Annotated in this window: 24 protein-coding genes and 1 tRNA gene; 16 read left to right on the top strand and 9 right to left on the bottom strand. The window is 56.5% G+C overall.

Annotated elements, in window-relative coordinates:
• Window positions 1–295: hypothetical protein (locus tag ACOYNV_RS16295; RefSeq protein WP_422900847.1), on the top strand; the 295-nt coding region annotated here is incomplete at its 5' end.
• 223 nt (window positions 296–518) lie between these two features.
• Here the strand turns inward: ACOYNV_RS16295 and ACOYNV_RS16290 are convergent.
• Window positions 519–1145, bottom strand: coding sequence for a MarC family protein (locus tag ACOYNV_RS16290; protein ID WP_422900846.1), 627 nt, complete (start codon window positions 1143–1145; stop codon window positions 519–521).
• A 334-nt stretch (window positions 1146–1479) separates the two neighbouring features.
• On the opposite strand from ACOYNV_RS16290, the gene ACOYNV_RS16285 reads away from it, so the two are divergent.
• From ACOYNV_RS16285 to ACOYNV_RS16275, 3 genes are all read left to right on the top strand, one after another.
• Window positions 1480–2310 carry a cache domain-containing protein gene (locus ACOYNV_RS16285; RefSeq protein ID WP_422900845.1) on the top strand — a complete coding sequence of 277 codons (831 nt, stop codon included), beginning with the start codon at window positions 1480–1482 and terminating at the stop codon, window positions 2308–2310.
• A complete protein-coding gene (locus ACOYNV_RS16280) occupies window positions 2301–3725 on the top strand; it encodes a tetratricopeptide repeat protein (RefSeq protein ID WP_422900844.1) in 1425 nt (474 codons plus the stop codon). Before ACOYNV_RS16285 ends, ACOYNV_RS16280 begins: the two co-directional genes overlap by 10 nt.
• Window positions 3726–4227: 502 nt before the next feature.
• Entirely contained in the window at window positions 4228–4545 is a 318-nt protein-coding gene (locus tag ACOYNV_RS16275; RefSeq protein WP_422900843.1) for a hypothetical protein, read from the top strand.
• Between the two features lie 76 nt (window positions 4546–4621).
• Here ACOYNV_RS16275 and ACOYNV_RS16270 read toward each other — a convergent pair whose 3' ends face one another.
• Both ACOYNV_RS16270 and ACOYNV_RS16265 read right to left on the bottom strand, forming a co-directional pair.
• The gene (locus ACOYNV_RS16270; protein ID WP_422900842.1) at window positions 4622–7687 is read right to left on the bottom strand and encodes an efflux RND transporter permease subunit; all 3066 of its coding nucleotides are present in this window, start codon (window positions 7685–7687) and stop codon (window positions 4622–4624) included.
• Window positions 7684–8820, bottom strand: a complete 1137-nt coding sequence (locus ACOYNV_RS16265; protein WP_422900841.1) for an efflux RND transporter periplasmic adaptor subunit — start codon at window positions 8818–8820, stop codon at window positions 7684–7686. The genes ACOYNV_RS16270 and ACOYNV_RS16265 overlap by 4 nt, the downstream gene beginning before the upstream one ends.
• A gap of 127 nt (window positions 8821–8947) precedes the next feature.
• Between ACOYNV_RS16265 and ACOYNV_RS16260 the strand changes: the two genes are divergently transcribed.
• The 3 genes from ACOYNV_RS16260 to ACOYNV_RS16250 all read left to right on the top strand — a co-directional run bounded on the left by ACOYNV_RS16260 (window position 8948) and on the right by ACOYNV_RS16250 (window position 9871).
• Complete coding sequence (locus tag ACOYNV_RS16260; protein ID WP_422900840.1) at window positions 8948–9214, top strand: hypothetical protein; 267 nt, start codon at window positions 8948–8950, stop codon at window positions 9212–9214.
• An 82-nt stretch (window positions 9215–9296) separates the two neighbouring features.
• Window positions 9297–9776 carry a nitrogenase component 1 gene (locus ACOYNV_RS16255; protein WP_422900839.1) on the top strand — a complete coding sequence of 160 codons (480 nt, stop codon included), beginning with the start codon at window positions 9297–9299 and terminating at the stop codon, window positions 9774–9776.
• Window positions 9731–9871, top strand: a complete 141-nt coding sequence (locus ACOYNV_RS16250; RefSeq protein WP_422900848.1) for a hypothetical protein — start codon at window positions 9731–9733, stop codon at window positions 9869–9871. Before ACOYNV_RS16255 ends, ACOYNV_RS16250 begins: the two co-directional genes overlap by 46 nt.
• A 255-nt stretch (window positions 9872–10126) precedes the next feature.
• Here the strand turns inward: ACOYNV_RS16250 and ACOYNV_RS16245 are convergent, their stop codons facing one another.
• Window positions 10127–10759, bottom strand: a complete 633-nt coding sequence (locus tag ACOYNV_RS16245) for a YdcF family protein (RefSeq protein WP_422900838.1) — start codon at window positions 10757–10759, stop codon at window positions 10127–10129.
• A gap of 1053 nt (window positions 10760–11812) precedes the next feature.
• Window positions 11813–13357, bottom strand: coding sequence for a fumarate hydratase (locus tag ACOYNV_RS16240; RefSeq protein WP_422900837.1), 1545 nt, complete (start codon window positions 13355–13357; stop codon window positions 11813–11815).
• 497 nt (window positions 13358–13854) lie between these two features.
• Here ACOYNV_RS16240 and acs point away from each other — a divergent pair, with 497 nt between their 5' ends.
• From acs to ACOYNV_RS16200, 8 genes are all read left to right on the top strand, one after another.
• Window positions 13855–15822: an acetate--CoA ligase gene (gene acs, locus ACOYNV_RS16235; protein WP_422900836.1), complete on the top strand. Its 1968-nt coding sequence runs from the start codon at window positions 13855–13857 to the stop codon at window positions 15820–15822.
• Between the two features lie 201 nt (window positions 15823–16023).
• A complete protein-coding gene (locus ACOYNV_RS16230) occupies window positions 16024–17934 on the top strand; it encodes a DUF294 nucleotidyltransferase-like domain-containing protein (protein ID WP_422900835.1) in 1911 nt (636 codons plus the stop codon).
• A gap of 2 nt (window positions 17935–17936) precedes the next feature.
• The gene (locus tag ACOYNV_RS16225; protein WP_422900834.1) at window positions 17937–18656 is read left to right on the top strand and encodes an exonuclease domain-containing protein; all 720 of its coding nucleotides are present in this window, start codon (window positions 17937–17939) and stop codon (window positions 18654–18656) included.
• 130 nt (window positions 18657–18786) lie between these two features.
• Complete coding sequence (locus ACOYNV_RS16220) at window positions 18787–20826, top strand: sodium:solute symporter family protein (protein ID WP_422900833.1); 2040 nt, start codon at window positions 18787–18789, stop codon at window positions 20824–20826.
• Between the two features lie 47 nt (window positions 20827–20873).
• Complete coding sequence (locus ACOYNV_RS16215; RefSeq protein ID WP_422900832.1) at window positions 20874–21143, top strand: DUF4212 domain-containing protein; 270 nt, start codon at window positions 20874–20876, stop codon at window positions 21141–21143.
• 138 nt (window positions 21144–21281) lie between these two features.
• The gene (locus ACOYNV_RS16210) at window positions 21282–21587 is read left to right on the top strand and encodes a hypothetical protein (RefSeq protein ID WP_422900831.1); all 306 of its coding nucleotides are present in this window, start codon (window positions 21282–21284) and stop codon (window positions 21585–21587) included.
• A 68-nt stretch (window positions 21588–21655) separates the two neighbouring features.
• Window positions 21656–21746, top strand: a tRNA-Ser gene (locus ACOYNV_RS16205).
• An 86-nt stretch (window positions 21747–21832) separates the two neighbouring features.
• Window positions 21833–23509: a DUF6538 domain-containing protein gene (locus ACOYNV_RS16200; RefSeq protein WP_422900830.1), complete on the top strand. Its 1677-nt coding sequence runs from the start codon at window positions 21833–21835 to the stop codon at window positions 23507–23509.
• Window positions 23510–24042: 533 nt separating this feature from the next.
• On the opposite strand, the gene ACOYNV_RS16195 is transcribed toward ACOYNV_RS16200, so the two are convergent.
• Together ACOYNV_RS16195 and ACOYNV_RS16190 are read right to left on the bottom strand one after the other, a co-directional pair.
• Window positions 24043–24357, bottom strand: a complete 315-nt coding sequence (locus ACOYNV_RS16195; protein ID WP_422900829.1) for a transposase — start codon at window positions 24355–24357, stop codon at window positions 24043–24045.
• A gap of 145 nt (window positions 24358–24502) precedes the next feature.
• Window positions 24503–24991: a helix-turn-helix domain-containing protein gene (locus ACOYNV_RS16190; RefSeq protein ID WP_422900828.1), complete on the bottom strand. Its 489-nt coding sequence runs from the start codon at window positions 24989–24991 to the stop codon at window positions 24503–24505.
• Between the two features lie 85 nt (window positions 24992–25076).
• Between ACOYNV_RS16190 and ACOYNV_RS16185 the strand changes: the two genes are divergently transcribed.
• Window positions 25077–25424 carry a hypothetical protein gene (locus ACOYNV_RS16185; protein ID WP_422900827.1) on the top strand — a complete coding sequence of 116 codons (348 nt, stop codon included), beginning with the start codon at window positions 25077–25079 and terminating at the stop codon, window positions 25422–25424.
• Between the two features lie 504 nt (window positions 25425–25928).
• Here the strand turns inward: ACOYNV_RS16185 and ACOYNV_RS16180 are convergent.
• Together ACOYNV_RS16180 and ACOYNV_RS16175 are read right to left on the bottom strand one after the other, a co-directional pair.
• Window positions 25929–26276, bottom strand: a complete 348-nt coding sequence (locus ACOYNV_RS16180) for a transcriptional regulator (RefSeq protein WP_422900826.1) — start codon at window positions 26274–26276, stop codon at window positions 25929–25931.
• On the bottom strand, window positions 26273–26638 hold the full coding sequence (locus ACOYNV_RS16175) for a toxin-antitoxin system TumE family protein (protein ID WP_422900825.1): 366 nt from the start codon (window positions 26636–26638) through the stop codon (window positions 26273–26275). Before ACOYNV_RS16175 ends, ACOYNV_RS16180 begins: the two co-directional genes overlap by 4 nt.
• Window positions 26639–26703: the final 65 nt, after the last annotated feature.

The following is a 26703-nucleotide window of genomic DNA, read 5'->3' as shown; positions in this document are numbered from 1 at the left end:
TGCTCTGCAAGGCGCTTCAAAAGGTGATCTACAGTGGGTATTCCTTGCAAGGCAGCCCGGTAGGGTGCGCAAATTCTTTTCTTTGCGCACGCGGAATCCCCCGCGTGCATCGATGTGTTTGATCCGCCTGAATGTGCGCAACGCTTCGCGTTTCACACCCTACAAAATTGCAGGTGGGCATAACGAATCGATGGGGTCAGACTCCATCGATCCACCAAGTGGTATTTGTTTAACACCAGCATCATTCGAGTCTGCCCTTATCAATTTGCGATCGGTTTTTGGCTCCGCCATTTAAAGTGCCTGGGCGCATCTTTCCTGACCGCTTCAAGCTCAGACGAATTTCGGAAACGCCCCTTTAATACCGCTCAAGACGAATCGATGGGGTCAGACTCCATCGATCCACCAAGTGGTATTTGTTTAACACCAGCATCATTCGAGTCTGCCCTTATCAATTTGCGATCGGTTTTTGGCTCCGCCATTTAAAGTGCCTGGGCGCATCTTTCCTGGCCGCTTCAAGCTCAGACGAATTTCGGAAACGCCCCTTTAATACCGCTCAAGATGAACTGGATGCCGAGCGCAAGGGTAATCAGACCGAATACCTTGGTCAGAACGTCCATGCCGGTATCTTTCAGTATCCGGATGATGATTGGCGAATATCTGAACGACACATAGATCAGGATTGTCATGCAGACAATCGCACCCAGCAACTTGGCTTCCAGGGTTTCGGAGTGATTGATGCCCTGGGTAAACAGGATGACCGTAGACATGGTGCCGGCACCGGTTGTCAGCGGAATGGAGATCGGGATAATTGCCGTCGAGAGGATTCTGGCGAATGAATCGTCAGTTTCAATAACAACTGCCTCCTGACTTGAATTCATCATCCCCAATCCGGTATTGAGCAAAAGGAGGCCGCCAGCCATTCTGAAAGCGTCGATACTGATTTCAAAGAAGTTGAGGATGGTCATGCCGGTAAGCATCGCAACCATCATGGTGATGAACGAGGTCAGCGAGGCAACAAAGCAGAGCCGGTGTTGCTCTGCCACGCTGCGCCCCTTGCACAAGGCCAGATAAAGCGGGATTGCCGGGATGTTATTGGCTACCGCGATCAAACCGAGGAGGTAGTGTTGAAACGATTGTTCCTGCATGGCAAGGCTCCCATGAAAAGTTCTTTGCGGTTTGTTTAAACATTACCATTTTGTCGGCATCGGCGTCTATCGAGTGTGGAATTGATACAAGGGGCTGGGCGAAATGAATCGCGGCACTACGGAGTAGTGCTCTGCAAGGCGCTTCAAAAGGTGATCTACAGTGGGTATTCCTTGCAAGGCAGTATCCATGCGGATCATCAGGCATGCCACGCCAAGATTGCCTAAGCGCGAGGCCTCCCGAGCTCTTCCAACTCACTACGAACAAGCAAAGCCCCTTCCTGCATAGTGGTAAAATGTCCAGTTCGCAGGCTTCACGCCGAATTGTGGGTTATCGATGCCATTGAAGTTCGCCACGCAAGCAGGGAGCAAGCTTCGGCAATTCAGCCTGAGAACCCAGATCGGATTGGCGGCCGGGTTGGTTCTGAGCGTTCTGCTCCTGACCCAGGCATTGCTGCTGTTTTCTGCTGCCCGCGACGAGTTGAAACAAAGCCTGTCGGGGCAGCTTGAGGTTCTGGTCAGCCGTGTAGCCACCGAACTGGATGAGAAGGTTCTATTGCGCATCTCCATTCTGGAGTCCATGGCCAGCAAGTTTCCTTTGGCTTCCCTGAATAACAGCGCCGAGGTCGAGCGCTATTTCCGCGATTCGCCAAGTCTTTCAACCCTGATCGACGATTTTCATCTGTTTTCTGCGGAAGGCATTTTGCTCGTCGATTGGCCGATCGCTCCCGGGCGGCGGGGGCTGGACATGACGGAGCGTGATTACATCCAGGGCGTGATCACCAAGGGGCAGGCAACCCTCTCGAAGCCGATTCTGGGAAAAGCGACCAAACAACCCATGGTCGTGATTGCGGCGCCAATCCGCAATGGCGAAGGCAAACTGGTTGGAATTCTCGGGGGCGTAGTCAACCTGCACAAGTCGCGCCTTCTCGAACCATTGATATCCACTCGGGTCGGGCAGTCCGGTTATTTCTATCTGGTCGGCCCGGATCGGCTGACAATCATGCACCCCGACCCGGCCAGGGTACTCAAGCCAATAACCGACCCGGGCGTGAATCCGGCGCTTGATCGGGTCCTGAATAACGGCTTCGAAGGTATCTGTTCGGGCGGCCGTTGCCACTGGCGGAGTTTGAGCAACAGCTGCATCGGGCTTGAGGCATGGCTTTGAGTTCACAGCGCAGGGAGCCGACCAGCGAGGAAATCACTAACGCCGAAGCCCTTTTCTTCGAGGGAAATCGCCTTTGGACTGATGGCGATACCGCCCAGGCGGAAGCGTGTTTTCGCGAGGCGATCAGGCAGGTGCCCGACTTTGCCGAAGTCCATGCCAACCTCGGCTTGTTGCTGGACCAAGCGGGCAGGCAAGTCGAGGCCGAGATCCATTACTTGCATGCCCTCGCCTGCCATCCCGATGACGGGCAAACCCGTCTCAATCTGGGCGTCATGCTGGCTGCACAAAAACGCTTTGCGGAGGCTGCAGCGGCTTATCGGCAGGCGCTCAGCCTGATGCCGGATTCACCTTCCGGCTGGTCTAATCTGGGGGTGTTGCAAGCGTGCCTGAAGCAGGAAGTCGAGGCCGAGTCGAGTTATCGCCGGGCGATTGAGCTGGATGCCGATTACGCCTTGGCCAGGTTCAATTTCAGCTACCTGTTGCTGCGCCAGGGACGGTTCGAAGAAGGCTGGCGCTGCCTTGAGGCGCGCAACCGGTATCGCCCTCTGGAAACCTGTCTGCCGTGTCCGCGCTGGCAAGGTGAGCCGGTGCACGGCAAATCGTTGTTGATCGGCATCGAGGCCGGTCATGGCGACATGATTCAGTTCTGTCGCTACGCGGCGGTATTGAAAGCGCAGGGCGCCAGACAGATCAGCGTCATCTGTCATCCGGCCTTGAAGTCACTGTTCGCCACCCTGGATGGCGTCGATCATGTCATCGCCCTTGATGAGCCGCCGCCAGTAGCCGATTGGGACTTCTGGACGCCGCCGCTCAGCATCCCGTTCCATTGCCAGACTCGCCTCGATTCGATTCCGGCCAACTTGCCCTACCTGCGCGCCGACAGGAAGAAGGTCGAGCACTGGTCTGCCGTGCTGGGCAGGGAAAGCGTTCCCGCAGAGCTGCGCGTCGGCCTGGTCTGGAAAGGCAATCCACGCTTCGAGAACGATGCGGAGCGATCGCTTCACAGTCTGGAAGTACTGGCTCCATTGGGCGCAAGCGCCGGTGCGCGCTTCTTCAGCTTGCAAAAAGGGGCGGGCGAGGATGAGGCAGACAATCCGCCAGCCGGCCTGCCTGTAGTCAATCTGGGTCCGCAGATAGCCGACTTTGCCGATACGGCGGCGATTATCGAAAATCTGGATCTGGTGATCTCTGTCGATACCGCCGTTGCCCATCTGGCGGGTGCCTTGGGCAAAGCTTGCTGGGTGCTCCTTCCTGACTACAAAACCGATTGGCGCTGGCTGACCGGGCGCAGCGATTCACCCTGGTATCCCGGCGTGATGCGTCTCTTCCGTCAGCACCGCATGGGAGACTGGACGACGCTGGTTGGCGAAGTGAGCAGTGCCTTGCAGACCCTGGCAGCGAAACCTCGATCCTGACTTCAGGCCTCGGTCGTTGAGCCTCCTGAAAATACCCCATATGGGGTAACTGCTTTATGCACAATTGGGTTTTTATTACCCGTGCTTGGGCAGGTACTCTTTGTACAGTTTGGCAGGTATTTAAAAACTGCATCCAACATGCCTCGTCGAGATAAATGTTTCCCGTTTTTCCTATTCGGAGATCGAAATATGCTCAAAAACAAGTTCACCAAATCGGAATCTGCAACTCACCGTAACAGCCATGACCGACGGCGTGATGAAGTTGAGGTGCCCTTTGTCGGACGTGAGCGCCGAAAAAGGGTTGAGCGCAGGTTGCCTGTCGTAGAGGAAAACGCCGTTTCACTTGCCGAATGGTTAAATGTCTGGTCGCCTTTATAGAAAAGGAAAAGAGGAAGAACCCCACTTATCGTGGGGTAGGCGCAACGCAATAACAGCGGTTATCGCATGAGATTTGACTTGCTGCTTTTGACAACAAGTTCATGGAAAAACTCTAGGAGGTTATGTGGCAAACAAATTTAAAACCACATGGTTCTGGACTTCCCTGGGGACATTTGATGGTCAAAAAGGGTTTTTCATAAAAGAAAAAGTAGCCAGGGTTTCACAACGATATATCGATTTGAATGAATTTTCCCAGAACTTGCAAGATGTATATGAACAGCTTGATTCAGCGGGTTACGATGTCATCAATGTTGTGCCGATCTCGATGGGAACGTCGGAATTATGCACTCGTCAATCCGACGGAAATGGATCGTCCGTAGGTGATGTCGGCTTCAGTATCACCAGAGGCGCCGTGGTTGTTGGAAAAAGACGTGATGGCTGAGCCAGTGGTGCACCTCTGGATTCCGGGTCAAGCCCGGAATGACGGGGCTATCCATGGATTTCACCATGTCTGACTACTAGCTCGTTTTCCGTCCCAGCACGCTCCGCACTTTGTCAATCAGATCATCGACGTAGGTGAATACCACCGGAATCACCAGCAGACTGAGGAAGGTCGAAGTGATCAGGCCGCCGATGACGACGATGGACATCGGTGCCCGGAAGCTTGGGTCGGTGCCGATACCCAGGGCAATCGGCATCATCCCGGCACCCATCGCCACGGTTGTCATGATGATCGGCCGGGCGCGCTTGCGGCAGGCGTCGAGTAGCGCATGCCAACGATCCAGGCCGTACTCGCGACGAGCCAGCACGACGTAGTCGATGAGCAGGATGGAGTTCTTGGTGGCGATTCCCATCAGCATGATCAGGCCGATCATCGACGGCATCGACAGCGCCGTCTGTGTGATAAACAGGGCGAGGAAAGCGCCCGGCACCGAGAGCACCAGCGCCGCCAGGATGGTCACTGGCTGGACGAAATCCTTGAACAGCAGGACCAGCACGATATAGATGCAGAGCACGCCGGTGGCCATGGCCAGGGCGAAGCTGGCGAACAGCTCGCCCATCGCTTCCGCATCGCCCACCGTGGTCTGCAGCACGCCCGGTGGCAGGTTTTGCAGGCTGGGCAGCGCCAGTGCCTGCTTCTCCACCTCGCCGAGTGGCTGGTTGTTCAACTCGATCTCGAAATTGATGTTGCGCAGGCGGTCGTAGCGGTCGATCTCGGCCGGCCCGCCGGCCAGGGTCAGGCTGGCCACGTTGGCGATCATCACCGGGCCATGCTTGCCGGGCACCGTCAGGCGCTCGAGCAGGCTCAGGTCCTGGCGTGCCGCTGCCGGCAGCTTGACGACGATGGGCACCTGGCGCTGCGCCAGATTGAGCTTGGCCAGGCCCTGGTCGTAGTCGCCGGCGGTGGCGATGCGCAAGGTGTCGGCGATGGCCGCCGAGGTCACGCCGAGGTCGGCCATGCGCGCGAAATCGGGGCGGATGACCAGTTCCGGGCGGACCAGGCTGGCCGTCGTCGTGACATTGCCGATGCCGGGAATGGTGCGCAACTCGCGCCCGACCAGTTGCGCGTGTTCGGCCAGCACCGCACCGTTCTCGCTGGCCAGCACCAACACGTATTTCTCGTTAGCCCCAGCCAGGCCGACCTTGACCTGGACGCCGGGCAGTTCAGCCAGCGCCTCGCGCAGTTCGCGCTCGATGCTCTGCTTCTTGACCCCGCCACGCTCCAGGCGCGGCGTCAGATTGATCGTCAGCGTGGCCTTGCGCACCTCCGCCGCGCCGCGCACGGCAAAAGGATCGCTACCTGCCGCGCCACCGCCGATGGCGGTGTACACCAGCTTCACCTGCGGATTCTTTTCGACGAGAAGGCGCGCCTTCTCCGCCGCAGCAAGGGTTTCCTCAAAGGTGCTGCCCGGCGCCAGAGAGAGATAAGCCTGCGTTTGCGACGAGTCGTCCGCTGGCAGGAAGCCGGTCGCCAGCAACGGCACCAGGGCGAAAGAACCGAAAAAGAAAATGGCTGCAGCGAGCATGGTCAGCACGCGATGCTGCAGGCACCAGGTCACCCAGCCGGTGTACAGGGCCAGCCAGCCCGGTTCGGAATGCTCCTTGCCGAGCGGTTTCAGAATGTAGGCGGCCATCATCGGCGTCAGCATCCGCGCCACGACCAGCGAGAAGAATACGGCGATCGCCGCGGTCCATCCGAACTGCACGAAGAACTTGCCGGCAACGCCGCCCATGAAGGCCGTCGGCAGGAAGACGGCGATCAGCGTGAAGGTCGTGGCGATGACCGCCAGGCCGATCTCGTCAGCCGCCTCCATCGCCGCCTGGTAGGGCGTCTTGCCCATGCGCAGGTGGCGGATGATGTTCTCGATCTCGACGATGGCGTCATCGACCAGGATGCCGACGATCAGCGACAGCGAGAGCAGGGTCACGACATTGAGCGTGAAGCCCATCAGATACATCACTGCGAAAGCCGGGATGATCGATAGCGGCAGCGCGGTGGCCGAGACAAGTGTGGCGCGCCAGTCACGCAGGAAGAGCCAGACGACGATGACGGCGAGGATGGCGCCCTCGATCAGCAGCGACATTGAGCCTTCGAAATTCTCGCGCACCGGATCGACGAAATTGTAGGCCTCGGTGATCGAGATATCCGGGTAGTCCGCCTTCAGCCTTTCCAGCGTGATCTTCACGTTGTCGGCGACCTCTACCTCGCCGGCGCCGCGGCTGCGGGTGATTTCGAAACCGACCACCGGCTGGCCATTGAGCAAGGCCGCCGAGCGGACTTCGGCCACGCTGTCACTGACCGTCGCCACCTGATCGAGGCGAATCTTGCGGCCGTCGGAAAGAACGATGTCCATCGCCGCCAGTTCGGCCGCCGACTGCACTGTGGCAATGGTGCGCACCGACTGCTCGACGCCGCCGATATCGGAGCGCCCGCCGGAAGCCTCCTGCTGGATCTGGCGCAACTGCCGGGAAATGTCGGCGGCTGTGGCATTGAGCGCAAGCAGCCGGGCCGGATCGAGTTCGACATGCACTTCGCGCGTCACTCCACCAACCCGGGCCACCGCACCGACGCCGCGCACGCTGAGAATGCGCTTGGTCACCGTGTTATCGACGAACCACGACAGCGCCTCGTCGTCCATTCGGCTCGAGGCCACCGTGTAGGTCAGGATGGGCGCGCCGGTGACACTCATCTTGCTGACCACCGGGTCATTGAGGTCGCCCGGCAGGTCGGAGCGGATGCGGGAAACGGCGTCGCGCACGTCGTCGACGGCTTCCTGCGTCGGCTTCTCCAGACGGAATTCGACGGTGACGATGGCCGTGCCATCCTGCACCTTGGTGTAGATGTGCTTGATGCCCTGCAGCGTCGCAACCGAGTTCTCGATCTTGCGCGCCACCTCGGTTTCCATCTGGGCTGGGGCGGCACCCGGCAGCGAGGCGGTCACCGTCACCGTCGGCAAATCGATGTCCATGAATTGCTGGATCTTCATCGCCTTGAAGGCGAGCAGGCCGGCCAGCGTGAGCAGCAGGAACAGCAGGATGGCCGGAATCGGATTCCGGATCGACCATGAGGAGACGTTGATCACGGCCTGAAGTTGCCTTCGACGACTTTCACCAGATCGCCGTCGGCCAGGAAGCCGGCGCCGTTCTCGACGACGCGTGCATCCGGCGCCAGGCCGGAAACGATCTCCAGGCGCTCGCCGACCCGGCGGCCGGGCACGACCTTGACCTGCGCCACGCGGTCCGCCGCCTCAAGCCGGAACACGTAAGCAAAACCCTCGCGCAACACCACCGCCGTCTGCGGCAGCGTCAGCGCCGGACTGCGCGCCAGTTCGAACTCGCCACGGGCGAACATCCCGGCCCGCACCGCCGAGGTTTTCGGCAGATCGACATAGACCAAGCCATTGCGGGTCTGCGGATCGACGCTCGGTGCCACGGCGCGAACTGTCCCCTTGACATTCTCGCCCCCCGGACTGATCAACGCCGCCACTTGCCCCGGCTTGAGGCTGGCCAGGTCGGCCGACGGCACTTCGGCCCGCCACTCCAAGCGGCCGCCTCGAATCAGCCGGAACAGTTCCTGCCCGGCCTGGGTCAGCGAACCGACCGTCGCGCTGCGCGCTGAAATCACGCCTGCGTCGGGCGCCAGCACCGCCGTCTTGCTCATCTTGACAGCGGCGGCTAGCTGGCGCGCCTGAGCGGCAGCCAGGCGTGCCACCGCCGTGTTCTGGGCGGTCTGGTACTGGGTATTCAGTTGCGTGCTGTAGAAGCCCTTTTCGCGCAGTTCGTGAGCCCGTGCCGCATTGCCTTTCGCCTCGCTCGCGCTGGCCTGCAATTCGGCCACCGCAGCCTGCGCCTCGGCCAATTCGCTGGCCACGATATCGCTGGCGATACGCGCGAGAACCTGCCCCTTGTTCACCACATCACCGACCTGTACCAGAACCTCGGTGATCCGGTAATTGCTGATCTCCGGCCCGATCACCGCCTCCTGCCAGGCGACGACGTTGCCATTGGCTGGCAGCACCTTCGGCCAGTCAAAGGTCTGCGGCGCAACCAGGGTGACCGTCAGCGCCGGCCTGGCCGCGCCCTTCGCGGCCAGGGCCGGCGGAATTTCGCGGCCGGCAGCGAAAAGCAAAAAGGCACCGGCCGCCATCAAGGCCACCAGCACCAGTGCCATAAGAACCTTACGCCCGCCGAGCGGGAGCGAAGAGAGAAATTTCATGCAAGAACCTGAGTCGACCGTAGCCAAGGGCCGATTCTAGCCTGATAGCTCCTGTGGATGACAGAAGTCTGGTTCTTCGCCAGGGTAAATTTGTTCTAACCATCCACCGTCATTCCGGGCTTGACCAATGCCTGAAGAAGCGCATGGATATTGGCTCTCAGAAGCTGCGAAAAAATACCCGGCCCCCACCGCAAAGGCGCAAAGGAGCAAAGGTTTCGCAAAGAAAACCTTTTCAAACAATGGGGTTCCTCTGCGTTTCCTTTGCCCCTTTGCGCCTTTGCGGGCGCGTAGCCTGGCCTCGGGCCATGGATTTATGAATTTTTCACAGGCTGACCAGCCACTTGTGACGATACCGCCGCTGCACCGCTGGATTGTCGGCTTTGTGACAAACTGATCCACCTATAAACTCAATTAAATCAGCGCATTAAAAGTGGCACCGGTCTTGCAAAATGTTCTTCATACCACCGGAGAGCACCATGAAAGCCAGCGAAATCCGGGCCTTGCCTGACGAGCCAGCCTGTAGCCACAACACGAAGGAAAAATCCGGGTGCGCCCGACCGAAGCCGGGCGCCACGGCCGGCGGTTGTTCCTTTGACGGGGCGCTGGTCGGCGACGATGTCGAGGCCGTCTGCAAGGACGCCAGCGCGCGCTGGGGAACGCCGGTGGTGCCGGTCGATGCGGCAAGCTTTTACGGCACCAAGAACCTCGGCAACCGGCTGGCCGGCGAAGCCATGTTCAAGCATGTGATCGGCACCCGCGAGCCGCTTCCCGCCGCACCGCGCGCCGACGGGCTGCCGACTTACGACGTGAATCTGATCGGCGAATACAACATTGCCGGCGAGTTCTGGCATGTCGCGCCGTTGTTCGATGAACTTGCGGCCGCTGCTACAAGGTTTGTCCGCGCAACGTCCTGGATCTGGTCGAGCGCGAGTTCGATGCAGACGACGATGACATGATGGTCATGTCCTTGGCCGATGCCGCCGATTGCATCGGCTGCGGCTCCTGCTGCCGGGTTTGTCCGAAAGGTTGCTACACCTACGCGTCGGGTTGAGGCGTGAATGTCCCCGGCGAATCGGTCTGCAGGACACGCCAACAGGTGGTCTATGGTAATGATGGCTGGAAAGCCAATAGATACGCCACTCTTCAGGCATTAGGCTTGCAGATTGCCTATCCATGAGCTTACAGCGTTGCAGGGTGCGATATGCGTAGCGCATTGCGCCTGCGAAATCGCCTAGGGGCACAAATCGCCGATGGTGCAATGCGCCGCGAAGCAAATACTCTTGGGGTGCGCTACGCTTATTGCACCCTACGAGCTGAAAAAGTAATAGCCGCGCCCCAGCCACTCTCGCAATGCAATGTCAGTCATCCAGAGGGCGTGGGCATCAGGCAGGTAGTCCATCGGTGTGGTTTCACGGACAGTTACCCGGAGGTCTACCGGGTAGGGCGTCACGACAAATCCTGCTCGCTCAAACAACAGTTGCGCGCGCGGCATGTGGAAGGCTGAGGTTACCAGCACAATGCGTTGCACTCCCGGCTCTAGCAATTTCCGCACTGCGACAGATTCCTGTTCGGTGTTCTGTACCGGCTCGCTTACTGTCACTGCGTTGGCAGGTACACCCAAGTGAAGAGCCAAACGCCGCAGTACTTCGCCCTCGGGCTCCTGTTCGTTCTGCCAGGGCAACTTCCCACCGGTAAAAACCAGTTGCGGAACCTTGCCTGACTCGTAGAGTTCCATTCCACCAAAAAATCGGTCGGCGGCTTCTCCCCATTCATGAACGACCCCTCGCTCACCCTGCACACCGTGCAACATGCCGCTTAACACTACAACTGCCTGTGCTGGCGTCACTGTCGTCGGAAGTAATCGGATTTGCTGTTGCTCAAGTGATCGGAACAGTCGGTCCGACAGCAACGGCATGCTGGCTGCGTAGAGCAACAACATGGCTAACAGTGCCGCAGGGCGTGATCGCCTGATAGCAGCCCACGCCATCAGCAATAGTAACAATGCGATGGGCGAAACTAGAAGCGGGAGCAGTCTGTGCAGGTAAATCATTGCGCCAAGTATAGCTTTGGCAGGTTAGATGACCCTAATGGTGCAGAAACGCAAGGAGGGCACCATCAAAAAAGCATACAAGATACTCGCGATCCCTGTAGGTCGCCACTATGCTGTTCTTCGCCGCTTGCTGGCGCTGAATCTGGAACGGGGCTGCACCGATCGTCAATAGGCGTTCTGTGGCGTGTATCTCCTGAGAGCCAATAAACACGGCACTCTTCAGGCGTATACCTTGCAGATTGCCTATCCATGCGGTTACAACGTTGTAGGGTGCAATGTGCTACGCTTATTGCACCCTACGATGGGTCACGCGCGCCGAGCGCCTTCTTCAGAATCGCGCTTTCGCACACTCGCCTGACGGTTTGTCGCAAAAACGACAAAGCCTTGCGGAGCAACAACTGTATTAAAACAGTCGGTTAAGTTGGTTTTCCGGGATGGCACAGGGCTTGCAATAGAACTCTCATCCACTTTGGGAGAACCGATATGATCACCATGACCTACGCCTGACCTGGTTCCGGCTCATCCGGACTGGGTTTCTCAGGACTCGGCCGGGAAGCCGCGTAAATCGGTCATCTCCATTGATGATGCCGGGAGAGCCAGACTGGATGCGGCTCTTGGCGGTGCCTGGCTGAAGATCGCCATTCCACGCCTGTTATCCTGAAAAACTGAGGCTTTTCGCTGTGCCCGCCGTGTCGCCGTGGTTTGAACTGCGGTTTTTTTGGATCAAGGTTTGAGTGTTCAAGCGCGACATCCTCAGTCGCGCTGGCAAAGCACTGTGCGGGAAAATGTGCATGCCTCGGTGTGAAGAACATCGGAAGGCCGTGTGCGTTAATAGCGCATGCGCGGTTTGATGAGGGAGGGCAGGCGAAAGCCTGTTCTCTACTCTACCGGACGAAAAAAGCCGGCGCATGGCCGGCTTCGTTTGTGCTCTGCGTCCAGCGATCAGTGGGCAGCCGGTTCGCTATACGGAATCTTGCCGATCTTGATCTGCCATTCCTTCGGTCCGGTGTTGTGCACCGAGGTGCCGCTTGAATCGACGGCGACGGTGACCGGCATGTCCTGAACGTCAAATTCGTAAATGGCTTCCATGCCGAGATCGGCGAAGCCGACGACCTTGGCCGACTTGATGGCCTTGGCCACCAGATAGGCCGCACCGCCAACGGCCATCATGTAGGCCGACTTGTTGTCCTTGATGGCCTGGATGGCGGCGGGGCCGCGCTCGGATTTGCCGACCATCGAGATGAGGCCGGTCTTTTCCAGCATCATGCGCGTGAACTTGTCCATGCGTGTGGCCGTCGTCGGGCCGGCCGGTCCGACTACTTCGTCACGGACTGGATCAACCGGGCCGACGTAGTAGATGACGCGGTTGGTGAAGTCGACCGGCAGCTTTTCGCCCTTGGCCAGCATGTCGGCGATGCGTTTGTGGGCGGCGTCGCGGCCGGTCAGCATCTTGCCGTTGAGCAGCAGTTTCTGGCCGGGCGTCCAGGCCGCAACTTCGGCCTTGGTCAGCGTGTTCAGGTTGACGCGCGTCGCCGTCTTGAGATCCGGCGTCCAGGTCACGGCCGGCCAGTCTTCGAGCTTCGGCGGTTCGAGTTTGGCCGGGCCGGAGCCGTCAAGATGGAAGTGGATGTGACGCGTAGCCGCACAGTTGGGAACCAGTGCAACCGGCAGGTTGGCGGCGTGGCAGGGGAAGTCGAGTACCTTGACATCGAGCACGGTGGTGAGGCCGCCCAGACCCTGGGCACCGATGCCGAGGGCGTTGATTTTTTCGTAGAGTTCGAGGCGCAGTTCTTCGGCACGGGTGAGTTTTGCACCACTCGCTCCACGGGCCTTGAGTTCCTGAATGTCGACCGGCGCCATGATCGATTCCTTGGCCATCAGCATCGCCTTTTCCGGCGTGCCGCCGATGCCGACGCCGATGATGCCGGGCGGACACCAGCCGGCGCCCATGGTCGGTACCGTTTTGAGAATCCAGTCGACGAGGTCGTCGGAGGGGTTGAGCATGGCGAATTTGGCCTTGGCTTCCGAGCCGCCACCCTTGGCCGCGCAGATGACTTCGATGTGGTGACCGGGGACAATTTCGAAATGCACGACGGCCGGGGTGTTGTCCTTGGTGTTGTTGCGCTTGCCGTAGGGATCGGCGAGTACCGAGGCGCGCAAGGGGTTGTCCGGGTCGGCATAGGCGCGGCGGACACCTTCGTTAACCATCTCCTGCAGGCTCATCGTGGCGTCCGGCCACTGGATGTCCATCCCGACCTTGAGAAAGACCATGCCGATGCCGGTGTCCTGGCAGATCGGGCGGTGGCCTTCAGCGGACATGCGCGAGTTGGTCAGGATCTGGGCAATCGCGTCCTTGGCCGCAGGAGATTCCTCACGATCGTAGGCTTCGCCCAGCGCCTTGATGAAATCGAGCGGATGGTAGTAGCTGATGTACTGGAAGGCATCGGCAATGCTCTGGATAAGATCTTCCTGGCGAATGTTGGTCATTTCAGGCTTTCTATCAAAGGTTTTGGTGGGCATTCCGCGTAGGGGCAGGGGGTTTTCTTTATGCTGGATTTATTGGCGGTGACGGTTGCTGGTGCTGAAATTTGCAAGCGGGAATTTTATCATCAATCAATCCTTCCATTTGCTGCGTACCAAGGGGCTGTTGATCAATAAATTGTGCAATTTTCCCTCGGTCTTCGAATGCGTTGCGTCGATGCTGATAGTTTTTTTGGATCACCTCATGGTTCGATCTCGGGCCTTGCGTAACCATGATATGGGTCTTGGGATTCCAAGGATAATCAGCCCTTCAAGCCAGTTCGTGTAAGTGATGTGTAAGATAAGGAGCATCTAATTCGTTTCAATTCACGTGATATTTTTTTATGGCAAAGGCGTTTTCCGGCCTTGCCGTCACGCCGGGTTGTGAATCATGAGTGTGGTTTGTCACAGTGCGCGCCCGCACAAATTATCAAGCCTCTTTAACACAGCACAGGAGATGGAATATGTCCCAGAATGAGTCTGTTACGTTTTTTCAGCCGTCTGACGAGTTCGTCAAGCAGGCTACGATTTCCGGCATGGATGCTTACAAAGCGCTGTGTGACGAAGCAACCAACGACTACACGGGCTACTGGGCCCGTCTGGCACGTGAGCATGTGAGCTGGAAGAAGCCTTTTACGCAGGTACTCGATGAGTCCAATGCGCCTTTCTTCAAATGGTTTGCCGACGGCACGCTGAATGCCTCCTACAACTGTCTGGACCGTAATATCGAGGCCGGCCTTGGCGACAAGGTAGCGATCATTTCTGAGACGGATGACGGCGAAGTAAAGCAAGTCACCTACAAGCAACTGCTGGTCATGGTCAGCAAGCTGGCCAACGGGCTGCGGGCAAAGGGCATCAAGAAGGGCGACCGCGTCATTATTTATATGGCGATGGGTATCGAAGGCGTTGTTGCCATGCAGGCTTGTGCCCGCATCGGAGCCATTCACTCTGTCGTGTTCGGCGGTTTCTCCGCACAATCGGTGCGCGACCGGATCAATGACGCCGGCGCCGTTGCCGTGATTACCATGGACGAGCAGTGTCGTGGCGGCAAGAAGCTTCCGCTCAAGCCAGCCGTCGATGAAGGTATTGAACTCGGTGGTTGCGACACGATCAAGACGGTGATCGTATTCAAGCGCACTGGCGGCGCCTGCACCATGGTTGCCGGTCGCGACATCTGGTGGGACGACGTGATCGCCGGCCAATCAGAAGTGTGCGAGCCGGAGTGGGTCGAAGCCGAACATCCGCTGTTCCTGCTTTACACCTCGGGTTCTACTGGCAAGCCAAAGGGCGTTCAGCATTCGACCGGCGGCTATATGCTGCATGCCGTGTTGACCATGAAGTGGACGTTCGACCTGAAACCGAATGATATCTTCTGGTGTACGGCCGACATCGGCTGGGTTACCGGCCACACCTACATCACCTATGGCCCGCTGGCTTGCGGTGGTACCCAGATGGTTTTCGAAGGCGTGCCGGTTTATCCCGACGCAGGCCGTTTCTGGAAGATGATCCAGGATCACAAGGTCAATATCTTCTACACCGCACCGACCGCGATCCGCTCGCTGATCAAGGCCTGTGACACCAATCCTGCCGTAGCGCCGACCAAGTACGACCTGTCGTCGCTGCGCCTGCTGGGTACGGTGGGCGAGCCGATCAATCCGGCCGCATGGATGTGGTATTACAACGATGTTGGTGGTGGTCGTTGCCCGATTGTTGATACCTTCTGGCAGACGGAAACCGGCGGCCACATGATTACTCCGCTGCCGGGCGTGACGCCAATGGTTCCGGGTTCGTGCACGCTGCCCTTCCCTGGCATTCAGGCAACTATCGTCGATGAAACCGGTACCGAACTCGATTGGGGCAAGGGTGGCTTGCTGGTCGTAACCAAGCCATGGCCGTCGATGATCCGCAACATCTGGAATGACTCGGAACGGTTCAAGACTTCCTATTACCCGAATGATTTCAACGGCAAGCTTTATCTCGCCGGCGACGGATCGGTGCGCGACATCAATACCGGCTACTTCACCATTACCGGCCGTATTGACGATGTGCTGAATGTTTCCGGTCACCGCATGGGTACGATGGAAATCGAATCCGCGCTGGTTTCGCATCCGATGGTGGCCGAGGCTGCCGTGGTTGGGCGTCCTGACGATCTGACCGGCGAGGCGATCTGCGCCTTTGTCGTGCTCAAGGGCGCACGCCCGGTGGGCGAGGCTTCGGCCAAGATGATCAAGGAATTGCAGAATCACGTCGGCAAGGAAATCGGTCCGATTGCCAAGCCGAAAGACATTCGCTTTGGCGACAATCTGCCGAAGACACGTTCCGGTAAGATCATGCGCCGTCTGCTCCGCTCGTTGGCCAAGGGTGAGGCAGTTGCGCAGGACGTTTCGACTCTGGAGAATCCGGCGATTCTCGATCAGTTAAGAGGCAATTGATTTTGTTTGGGTGAGGAGGCTGCATCGCCATTTCCCGGATAAACGGGTTATAGTCGATGCAATAAGCAGGACTAAGCGGCAATTACAGACCGCTCTTCGGGCCGGTACACTCAGTGTGCCGGCCTGACCATTTGCGCTGAAGGGCAAGCGCAGTCGCCCTGAGCAAACACTCTTGGGGTGCGTACTGATCAGGGAGCAGGGATGAGCAACAATGCGACGGAGATGCTGGTTTCGGCAATGATCAAATTTCTGCGGTCCTACCCGCCGTTTGATCGCATGGAGCAGGATGATCTTCAGTTTCTTGGCGATAGCGTCAAGCTGGCCTATTACCCAAAGGCCTCCTTGATTGTTTCGCCGGATACCGGTGTGGTGCGGATCTTTCGTATCTTGCAGCGAGGCAAGGTTCTAGTTCGTCATACGGGTGAAGTGAGCGTGATGGAACATTCATCGATGACGCTGGGACCCGGCGAATGTTTTACGATCGGACCGGTGATAGCGCAGCGTCCTTCGAGCAGCAGCTATACGGCACTTGAGGATGTCTTTTGCTATGAACTGCCGGCCGAGGTTTTCCTCGTGCTGATGCAGCAAAGTTCGGTTTTCAATCTCTTCTGCACGCAATATCTCGCCAGTCTGCTCAGTCAGTCTCGCCAGCAGTTGCAGATGCATTTTTCCCAGCACGTTGCCGAGCAACAGACGATGAATTCGCCGCTGGCATCGATCATCAAGAAGGATCCCATCTCGGTTACGCCGGATACGCCAACGCGTCAGGTCATTGAAGTAATGGCCAGTCGCAGTATCGGCTCGATGATTATCGTCGATGCTGACCTGCAACCGGTCGGCATCTTCACACAATCCGATGTGCTGAAACGTGTTGTTCTGTCAGGCGCCTCACTTGACGGCCCGATTCATCTGGTCATGACGCCTGATCCGCACACCTTGCCGTTTGCCGCCAACGCCTACGACGCGGCACTGGCAATGGCCAAGCATGGGGTGCGCCATGTGCTGGCAGTCGATGAGGGTGGACATCTGAAAGGCGTTGTTTCGGAGCGCGACCTCTTTACACTGCAACGTGTCGGGCTGCGCCAGATCCGGCAGACGATCGATTCGGCGACCAGTATCGACATGCTGCTGATGGCCAGCAAGGACGTTCGCCAGCTTTCGCTCAACATGCTCGCACAGGGCGTCGGTGCTGAGCAGATCACCCAGTTCATTTCTGCGCTGAACGATACGCTGACGCGTCGCGTCATTCAGATCAATCTGGATAAACATGACCTGTATGGCATTGAGTGGGCGTGGTTGTCGTTCGGTTCCGAAGGGCGCGACGAGCAGACCTTCAGTACCGATCAGGATAACGGGATTGTCTATATCTGTACTGACATCATGGATCGGGAGCAGACACAGTTGCTGCTGCTTGAGTTCGCACGTGACGTTAATGAGGATCTCGACAAGTGTGGTTTTCCGTTGTGTACCGGAAAAATCATGGCCAGCAATCCGGGCATGTGTCTGACCCTGGAGGAGTGGGAAGAGAAGTTTGACAACTGGATTCGTATGCCGGAGCCCCAGGCGCTGCTCAATTCGACGATCTTCTTCGACTTCAGGCCGCTGTTCGGCAAGTTCAATCTGGCCGACCGCATGCGCCTGACACTTCTGCGGCGGACACGCAGCAATCCGCTTTTTCTTCGCATGATGGCGGGAAACGCCAATAGCATTCTGCCGCCACTCGGCAAGTTTCGCGATTTCGTGACCGATGCCGATCCGGAACATCCTGGAAACATCGACCTCAAGAAGTATGGCGCGCGTCTGTTCATCGACGCGGCGCGCATATTTGCCCTGGCGCATGATGTTGCGGCCACCAACACGGTGCAGCGCATCAAGCTGTCAGCGTCGAAGATGCATATTCCACCTGAAGAGGCTGCGGCAGCGGTCGATGGCTTCAATTTCATACAGCTTATGCGTTTGCGCCGTCAGCACTCGGAACAGACACAAGGCCGGGAGGGCGACAATCTGGTCCGGCCGGACGATCTGAACGAGGTTGACCGGCGCATCCTGAAAGAGGCGTTCCGCCAGGCGCGCAAGCTTCAGCAGCGTCTCAAACTTGATTATCAACTTTGATCATGGCTTGGTTTTCCAGACTTTTCGGTAGTGCCAATGCGCAGCGGGAGGTCGTACTCTCGCCAGAACAGCGTCAGGTCATTGAGGCTTGGCAACAGTTGCCTGAGGCCGATCTTGATCTAGAGCACACCCGTTGCCGCTATGTGATTGTCGATGTTGAAACCAGCGGACTGAACATGAAGACGGATAGCCTGATCTCGATTGGTGCGGTGGCGCTGGTCGACGGTCGGATGGATTTCAACGATGTTTTTCAGGTTGTGCTGCGGCAAGACAAGGTGAGCACCCATGAGAACATTCTTATTCATGGCATTGGCGGTTCCGCCCAGAGTGAAGGGATGGATCCGGTTGAAGCACTTCTTGCCTTTCTCCAGTATATTGGCAAAGCACCTTTGGTTGCTTTTCACGCCTTTTTTGATCAGTCGATGATCGAAAAGGCGATGGCTGAGTATCTCGGAGTAGTTCTTGGACAGACCTGGATTGATCTTGCCTGGGTGCTTCCCAGTCTGTTTCAGGACCGAATGGAGGTCAAAATGTCGCTTGATGACTGGCTTGATATTTTTGAAATCGAGAACATCTTGCGCCATAACGCAGTTTCCGATGCCTACGCAACGGCAAAACTTTTGCAGGTAGCGATTGCCGCTGGCAGTCAAAAAGGCGCAGATTCTCCAGCCAGTTTTCTAAAGATAGAGAAGGCGCGGCGCTGGATGCATGATCGCCGCTAACGCTCACTGATCGGGCTCCAATCCACGTCATGATAGTCGCTGGCCTGACAGTTTCATTTACACGATCACTTTCGGAGTGCGCGGATGGCTTTGTCAGCGGTTTGAGCGAATGTCACGCCAAGCAAGCCAGATGACTGACTCCTCCGGTCAACTGCGTCGCTATTACGCCCTTTATACCGGCAGCTTTTTTTCTTTCATTCTGGCGCTGGGCATCCTTGAGCATTACGGCATGCCCCCGCGCTGGATTGGCTACGCCTTTCTTTTCCTGACACTGATCCTGTACGGCACCATCGGGGTGATGGCCCGGACATCGAATGTTGCCGAATACTACGTAGCCGGTCGAAGAATCCCGGCGGTGTTCAATGGCATGGCCACCGGTGCCGACTGGATGAGCGCCGCGTCCTTCATCGGATTGGCGGGCACGCTCTTTCTCACGGGTTATCAAGGGCTGGCTTATGTAATGGGCTGGACGGGTGGTTACGTCCTGGTCGCGCTACTACTTGCTCCTTATTTGCGGCGCTTTGGTCAATACACCATTCCTGATTTTCTCGGTGCCCGCTACGGCGGCAGTGCGGCGCGCCTGGTCGGTGTTTTTGCCACTGTCCTGGCCTCCTTTGTTTACGTGGTTGCGCAGATTTACGGCGTAGGCGTCATTACCAGTCGCTTTGTTGGCTTGCAGTTCGAGATTGGTGTTTTTGTCGGTTTGGCCGGAATTCTCGTTTGCTCCTTTCTCGGTGGCATGCGTGCGGTTACCTGGACGCAGGTTGCCCAGTATCTGGTGTTGATCGTTGCTTACGTCGCACCGGTGGCCATGCTTTCGTACAAGGCCACTGGCGTCCCCGTGCCGCAAATCATGTATGGTCAGGTGTTGCAGAAAATCGAAGTGCTTGAACAAAGGATTTCGAGTGACCCCGCCGAGATGGATGTGCGGCGTCTTTATCTTGAGCGCGCCGATGCGTTTTCTGCCCGAATATCCGGCCTGCCTGAATCGCTTGCTGAAGAGAGGCGCATACTTTCTGTACAAATTAACCAGTTGAAAGACACTAACGTGCAGATGCGTGAGGTCTTTGCCCTTGAGCGGCAACGCCGGGAGTTGCCGAAGTCTCCCGAGGCTGCACGTGATTACTGGGATTCGTTGATGCGGCAGGCCACGCAGCGAGCTGGCGAACTTATCCATCATGTAGAGCCCTATCCGGGCAAGGATGAAGCCGCAAGCAATACGGCGCGACTCAATTTCATCACCCTCGTTTTTTGTCTGATGGTGGGCACGGCGGCCTTGCCGCATGTCCTGATGCGCTATTACACGACACCGAGTGTGCGTGAAGCGCGAAATTCTGTTTTCTGGTCGCTGCTGTTCATCCTCGCTCTTTATCTGACCGCTCCCGCCTATGCCGTTTTTGCCAAATACGAGATATATTCGAACCTGGTGGGTTCAACGATTGCTCAACTGCCAAGCTGGATTGGCGCGTGGGGTAAAGTTGGATTGGTGTCGATCGAGGACATCAACCACGATGGAATTCTCCAGCTTGCCGAGCTTTCCCTCAATCCCGATGTGATCGTGCTGGCTACCCCCGAGATCGCCGGTTTGCCCTACGTTATTTCCGGACTGGTTGCGGCTGGGGCGCTGGCCGCCGGCTTGTCGACTGCCGACGGATTATTGCTGACGATAGCCGGAGCCTTTTCGCATGACGTCTATTACAAAATATTCCGTCCCAATGCGACCACTCAGTGGCGGCTGGTTGTTTCAAAAACCTTGTTACTCGTGGTTGCCGTATTGGCGGCAATGGTTGCCTCACAAAAGCCGGCTACTATTTTATTCATGGTGGCCTGGGCGTTTTCGCTGGCCGGAGCGGCTTTCTTCCCGGCCCTGGTACTCGGTATCTTCTGGAAGCGCGCCAACAAGGCAGGAGCCATTAGTGGAATGGTGCTTGGCCTTCTGGTCACGATGTACTACATGGTGCGCGTACAGTTTGACTCCATTCCATGGCTCGGTATCAATGGCATCGGTATGGAGCCATGGCTGGGCATACAGTCAACTTCTGCTGGGATCTGGGGTGTGGCCGTAGGCTTTGTAACCATCATCGTAGTCAGTCTGTTCGGTGATCCTCCAAGTCGTGAAATCCAGAATTTCGTTGAGAGCGTCCGTTACCCTGATGTTTTTCGTCACTGACCCGCACCTTGTCACTTGCTGAAATTTCACCGCACGGGGAGGCGTAGATGCAACTTACAAAAAAGCACAAAGAATACTGGCGCCGAAACCTTCGTATAACCTCAATTCTCCTGGCTATATGGTTTGTGGTTACCTTCGTTGTCAGCTACTACGCCCGTGAGCTTGGCGGGATCACGATTTTTGGATTCCCGTTGGGGTTTTATATGGGCGCTCAAGGGTCGCTGATAATCTATGTATCAATCATCTGGTACTACGCCAGATACATGAATAAACTCGATAAGGAATACGGCGTTCGAGAGGGCGATGAATGGATGTGAACTGATTGATGAGTTGTTCTTTAAATCCGTTTCGCCAGTGTGTTTCGAAATCCAGAGTTGGAATCAAGCAGTATTCTGGTCGGCTGCAAGGCTTGGTGGTTGGCGTCGCTTAGGATCCGTCCTTCTATAGAAAAGCCTATGGTCATTATCGAACTACAAATTCTCTCTGTACTGAGAGCGCTCGCTGAAATTGCCGGTATGTTCATCCTGGCACAGGGTTTACTTTTCATGCTTGCCGGCGGCTCGCGTGAAAAGAATATTATTTTTCAGCTATTTCGCATCATTACGCGCCCTGCCATGTTGGCGACACGCTTCATTACGCCAAAGATGATTGCAGACAAGTACATACCCTTTGCAGCCTTCTTCCTGCTCTTGTTGCTGTGGATTTTTCTGGCCTATGTCCGGCAGGTCGTCTGCGAACTGAACGGCTTGGTGTGCGTCTGAACGAATTTCGTGAATTGCCAGCCGAGTTTGTTGATCCAGAATGCTTCTGCTAGAATGCGCCCTCTTCTGGAGAGGTGGATGAGTGGTTTAAGTCGCACGCCTGGAAAGCGTGTGTGGGATAACATCCCACCGCGGGTTCGAATCCCGCCCTCTCCGCCAAGGACGATTTAAGTTGTTGATTGTATTATAATCCCGATTGTTGCTGGGTTCTCGGGAGTTAAAGTGGTACACAAGGGTGGTACACCGTGACGTCGAAAGGCGGCAATATGCATGGTCAAACCCATCTCTTGAAGCGGGGGAGCCGATACTACTTCCGCATCCGTATCCCCGAAGATCTGAGGTCATTTTATAACGGTCAGTGGGAACTCAAGTTATCACTCCGCACTTCAGATAAACGAGAAGCCGCTTCCTTATGCCGGCTTAAAGCGGCATCCATCACAGAAGATTTTGAGCGGCATCGTTACCAGCGCGATACAGCGCGCGGCAAAATTGCTCGCCGGCGGGTCAGCCAGATTGATCCAGACTTCATCGACCAATTCAAAAAACGGTGGATGTGGGAGGTTTTAGCTAACGACGATGCGCGTCGTTGTGTCGGCCTCGATGCAGACGAATTCACCGAACTGCATGCTCAGGCCAATGCAACGCAGGAGCTTCTCCAACAGGCTTTGGCTCGCGGAGACGTGGCCGTAATCGCGCCGGCCTTGAACAGTATGCTCTATCTCCTTGGTATTGAACTCGATGTTCCCGAGGGGGACTTTCAACGTCTGGGCTTTGCTTTCCTCCAGGCGGCAACTGAAGCCAATGACCTTATCCGGAAACGAAATGCCGGGCAGGTTGTCGAGACGGAACGTATCGTCACCCAGGATCGAGCCTACCCCTTGAACCCCAGTGTTTCAAAGCAGCCGGGGTTGCTGGATTTTTACGAATACTGGCGTACAGCGACACCGCGTCCATCCAAAACAGAGGCGACATATAAAGCCACCGTAACTCTGTTCCTCGACATCGTCGGTGACAAGCCCGCTTCCGAACTTCGCAAGGCCGACTTTGTGGCCTTCAAAGACGCCCTTGTTGAGCGGAAGTTACATTTCAAAACGGTGTCCAATAAAGTTGTGCATCTGAAGGCCATACTCAACCACGCTGTTTCAAATGACCGTCTTGAGGCCAACCCGGCCGCTCAGGTCAAGGTTAACAAACCGAAAGTCGAACCGGTCTCCCGACTTCCTTTTGACCTTGAGGATCTGAAGCTCATTCTGACTTGTCCCCTCTATTCGGGTGGTGAAAGGCCAATTGGTGGCGCTGGTGAGGCCGCCGTATGGTTACCTTTGCTCTCCTTGTTTTCAGGGGCGAGGGAGAACGAACTGGGGCAACTTATGGTCAATGATGTCCTTAAGGACCCCATCGCCGGCTACTTTATTCATGTTATTGATGAAGGGGGCGATGAGGGTCAGGAAAAGAGTGTCAAAACGGAAGCCTCACGCCGCAAAGTACCGCTTCATCCGGCGCTCCTCAAAGCGGGGTTTATCAAATATCGCGATGCCATTACCCATACAGGCTCCGAACAGCTTTTTCCAAATCTTGTTCCCGACCGCTTCGGACACATCACCGGCAACTGGAGCAAGTGGTTCGGACGATATTTACGCAAGAATATCAAAATCAGCAATCCCAAAAAGGTTTTCCACAGCCTACGACATAGCTTTAAGGATGCCTGCCGGGATGCCGGCTTAGGCGAGGAAATCCATGATGCGCTGACCGGACATACGAACGGCAGTGTCAGCAGGGGATATGGCAGTGGCCATTCGCTGAAATTTCTGGCACAGGCCATGGCCAAGATCAAATACCCCGGGCTGGACATCCCTGTCATCACACCACCTCTTTCTGAAGGCAAAACTTCTCGTTCACACCGCCAGCCGAAGAAACTCTGATTATTGGGGCTTCCATACAAGTGCGGCGATCTAGCGCCGCAGAGGATTTGACGGCATTGGTAGGTGTGGCAACGATGGAGATGTACGGCTTACACGGGCGGAACGGGTCTGTCTTGCCCCACTTCACTTGGCTTTGGATTAGTAACGCAATCGCGAAAGGACATCGGAAGCATATCAATCGACTGCTGAAGCAACAAGTCGAAGAGTATTACCTTGGCCCGCCCGACCACCCCTGCCGCTTCCCATGCACCCTCAACCTACTATGCCTTCTGCTGACTTCTGCATGCGCATCCCGATACCTCTCGATGTCGGTAGCACTAGACACGCATGCAGATCTCCCCGGGTATTGCGCACCTACCTTCACGCTTATGCCTTTCGGATATACGTCGTAGCGTTCCTTACAAGTTTCGGGCTTTGATGATAATCGACACCTCACCCCGCTACGCCGCCTCGTATCCGCTTCCTGTTCGTCAGGCCAGCGCTTTGCCTTCGGCCTCCTCCAGATTCGCAGTCGCCCGCGACACCCTTGCCGTTCAGCTAACTCTTCCCCTTGTCGGGCGAGTAGAGGACTTTCTCCTCCAAGTAAGTGCGCCCTGCCGGGCGCACATCAAAAAAGCTGCGCACCCGTGAGCGCGCAGCCTTGAATCCCTTCTTGAATTAACCTCTGCGTCCCTCATGGCCTTGAAGTAGTGCCGGTGCTCGGTGCCGCAATGCGGGCACACCACTTCGTCGCCTTCGCCCCAGCGCAGGCGCCGGAACAGGACAAAGGCTTCATCGTCGCTCATGCCGGCGACCTGAAGGACCGACAGCGTGCGGGCTTCGGCCGAGAGAAGGAAATGGATGGTCATGACTGGCTCAGGTGTTGGGTTGGTGTGAGTCAGTCTACGAAACGCAGGGCTCAACAGGTGAGCCCGCCAAAAAAATGTCTAGATCGGAGAACCGGAACGTGTACGTCGTTGATTTAGGGTGGGGTAGCTGCTACATAATGCCGGACTAATCCTTCTTGCGCGGGAAAATATTGGCGATATTGGTGATCGCCTGACCCGCCCGGTACCAAGCGCCACCGCTTGGATGCTCAATGGCCTCGAGCAGTACGCGGACAGCAGTCTTTTGATCGGAATCTGCCGCGCGATATTGTTTTAGAACTAGAAATTCATTGCCAACAACCGATGCATCCTCAAGCCCCTTAGCATTATCAGAAATATCGGCCCGCATCCTTGGCGGCCGACCTGCAGCCAGCCAATCGATCGAGCAACCGCCAGCATCGGCAAGCAACACCAAATTGCTTGCATTTGGTTGGGCACCATTCAAATACTTGCGCAACAAACTCTCGCCGACCCCGCTTCGCCTGGCAAAGGAGGCCACCGATTCGCTCCCGATAATCAACACCAACCGTGAGGCTAGAGTTTTCCCTGTAGTACGATTCTCAGTTGATGATTCAGCCCCACCACCGAGTGTTGGGGCGTCAGAAAGCTTACGCATATCGCCTTTTAGGGTTGACAAAAAATACTATAGTGTCGACAATCATTCGCATCGACTCTGAACCACTCAGAAAAGGATGCGATCCATGGATAACCATAATGATAGGACAGCGCCCCCCAAAACCCTAGCGGAAACCTGCGCCAATTTTGAGGCTCGCGAACTGTGTATTTCCGCCTGTGCGCGTGACAATGGATTCTCCGCCAATCTCATTTTCAACTTTCTGGATGGCCGCAAGAATGACCAAGGTCTCATATCTCTTACCTTCAAGACATTGTGCCGGGCCGCATCCATCGATGAAGAGGTTAGCGATGCCTTAACCGGGCATGCACCAATTTCTGTCGGCCGCAGCTACGGCGAAATGCCGCTGAGCCGCACCATTCCGGCAATCCGGAGCCTCGTGTTCCTGATTGAGTTTCCCCTGGTTCAGGAATAGGAGCCTCCTCATGACAAACCACGATTCCAGCATTGATATCCTATTCCCCTCGGCCACGAGGCCAAGCAATGGTATCTCCGCGACCGTTCCTCTGCTCGTGCAAAACGAATTCAAGTAAAACCTTTACCTAGTGAAGGGCCAAAGCTTTGAGCGAGTGCGGCTTTCGTTGGCATCCCTCACAAAACCAAATGGCATGCCACCGCGAACTCGGTCAGCACCTCACCGCAAAGCCTTGTGCTGCAAGGATTTCAAAAACCTGTACTAAAATCGCGAGGTCAACAGGTTCTGAGAAAAACGCCCTCTAAGAGCGAGAAAACGGGAAGAAACGGAGGTTTTTGCGTTGGCGAGGTGCAGTGCTATAAACGAAAAACCCCGCGTAGACTGGCGTCTGGCGGGGTCATCGAATCAGTCATAGACTGTTTGCTGCTTAATTCCTGGCGGGCCAGAACGTATGCCAACACAAACTGTCTACGCTTTAAATGTATGATTTAAAAGGATTGCAGTTCAGGCAACAATCCTGAATTCGGTCGCCTTGGCGATAGGACGGACGTGGTTTCGCTCGCGCTTCATTTCGACGATACCGTAGTTCGACATGGTCTTGAGCGTCCGCGAGAGGTTGCCCGGTTTGCGTCCGGTCGTCTCGGCCAAGGACGTGATGGACTGCGGATTCGTTTCCTTGATCACCTGAAGCAATGCACGATTCTCATCGCTCAACACCTCGGCGAGAGAGCGCATTGAGGTGAACCAGATTTTCGGTTCACCTGACTTTGGCTTGTGCTCGCCGCGAGCAATCGACAAGACCCGCTCCCGAATCTTGTCCTGCGGCATGATACCGATCACGATGGCTTTCATTTCTGCCTTGCCTCCTTCAGAACCCGGTCGACCTCGTTGAAGAAATCGATCAGGAGTTGCTGTGCATCCTGAAACTCGTAGGGCACGCCTTTGTCGCTCACATGACGGTGCTTGTGATCGTAAGTCAGGCGCCACCCGGCATACTTGAACTTCCTCGGCGGCTTTACCGCATGCGCGTTGTCGTATCCTAAAATCCGCTTTCCGTAAGGCTCGTGGAGCGTCAGGGAATAGCGGATTCCGTGTGGGACGTCTGTTGTCACCTCGACTCGCCAAGCCTCGATCTTCACCCAATAGCCACCGTCCTGATCAATGATCTGATCGTGGAGGTCTAGCAGGTTGGCTATTCCGTGGTCTTCACGCATGGCACATTGTATCATCTGCTGATATGTTTATATAGCAAATTCTGTCATGGCTCACCAAGTGATCC

Origin of the sequence: Propionivibrio sp., assembly GCF_049316945.1 — a bacterium.
Classification (GTDB): Bacteria; Pseudomonadota; Gammaproteobacteria; order Burkholderiales; family Rhodocyclaceae; genus Propionivibrio.
The sequence above is the reverse complement of the archived record's forward strand: the minus strand, read 5'-3'. Positions and strand labels throughout refer to the sequence as shown.

Excerpts from the sequence above, each read along its gene's own strand:
- ACOYNV_RS16290 (WP_422900846.1), bottom strand. The coding sequence starts at position 1,145 with ATGCAGGAACAATCGTTTCAACACTACCTCCTCGGTTTGATCGCGGTA.
- ACOYNV_RS16285 (WP_422900845.1), top strand. The coding sequence starts at position 1,480 with ATGCCATTGAAGTTCGCCACGCAAGCAGGGAGCAAGCTTCGGCAATTC.
- ACOYNV_RS16280 (WP_422900844.1), top strand. The coding sequence starts at position 2,301 with ATGGCTTTGAGTTCACAGCGCAGGGAGCCGACCAGCGAGGAAATCACT.
- ACOYNV_RS16265 (WP_422900841.1), bottom strand. The coding sequence starts at position 8,820 with ATGAAATTTCTCTCTTCGCTCCCGCTCGGCGGGCGTAAGGTTCTTATG.
- ACOYNV_RS16260 (WP_422900840.1), top strand. The coding sequence starts at position 8,948 with ATGCCTGAAGAAGCGCATGGATATTGGCTCTCAGAAGCTGCGAAAAAA.
- ACOYNV_RS16255 (WP_422900839.1), top strand. The coding sequence starts at position 9,297 with ATGAAAGCCAGCGAAATCCGGGCCTTGCCTGACGAGCCAGCCTGTAGC.
- ACOYNV_RS16245 (WP_422900838.1), bottom strand. The coding sequence starts at position 10,759 with ATGTTGTTGCTCTACGCAGCCAGCATGCCGTTGCTGTCGGACCGACTG.
- ACOYNV_RS16240 (WP_422900837.1), bottom strand. The coding sequence starts at position 13,357 with ATGACCAACATTCGCCAGGAAGATCTTATCCAGAGCATTGCCGATGCC.
- acs (WP_422900836.1), top strand. The coding sequence starts at position 13,855 with ATGTCCCAGAATGAGTCTGTTACGTTTTTTCAGCCGTCTGACGAGTTC.
- ACOYNV_RS16230 (WP_422900835.1), top strand. The coding sequence starts at position 16,024 with ATGAGCAACAATGCGACGGAGATGCTGGTTTCGGCAATGATCAAATTT.
- ACOYNV_RS16225 (WP_422900834.1), top strand. The coding sequence starts at position 17,937 with ATGGCTTGGTTTTCCAGACTTTTCGGTAGTGCCAATGCGCAGCGGGAG.
- ACOYNV_RS16220 (WP_422900833.1), top strand. The coding sequence starts at position 18,787 with ATGACTGACTCCTCCGGTCAACTGCGTCGCTATTACGCCCTTTATACC.
- ACOYNV_RS16215 (WP_422900832.1), top strand. The coding sequence starts at position 20,874 with ATGCAACTTACAAAAAAGCACAAAGAATACTGGCGCCGAAACCTTCGT.
- ACOYNV_RS16210 (WP_422900831.1), top strand. The coding sequence starts at position 21,282 with ATGGTCATTATCGAACTACAAATTCTCTCTGTACTGAGAGCGCTCGCT.
- ACOYNV_RS16195 (WP_422900829.1), bottom strand. The coding sequence starts at position 24,357 with ATGACCATCCATTTCCTTCTCTCGGCCGAAGCCCGCACGCTGTCGGTC.
- ACOYNV_RS16190 (WP_422900828.1), bottom strand. The coding sequence starts at position 24,991 with ATGCGTAAGCTTTCTGACGCCCCAACACTCGGTGGTGGGGCTGAATCA.
- ACOYNV_RS16185 (WP_422900827.1), top strand. The coding sequence starts at position 25,077 with ATGGATAACCATAATGATAGGACAGCGCCCCCCAAAACCCTAGCGGAA.
- ACOYNV_RS16180 (WP_422900826.1), bottom strand. The coding sequence starts at position 26,276 with ATGAAAGCCATCGTGATCGGTATCATGCCGCAGGACAAGATTCGGGAG.
- ACOYNV_RS16175 (WP_422900825.1), bottom strand. The coding sequence starts at position 26,638 with ATGCGTGAAGACCACGGAATAGCCAACCTGCTAGACCTCCACGATCAG.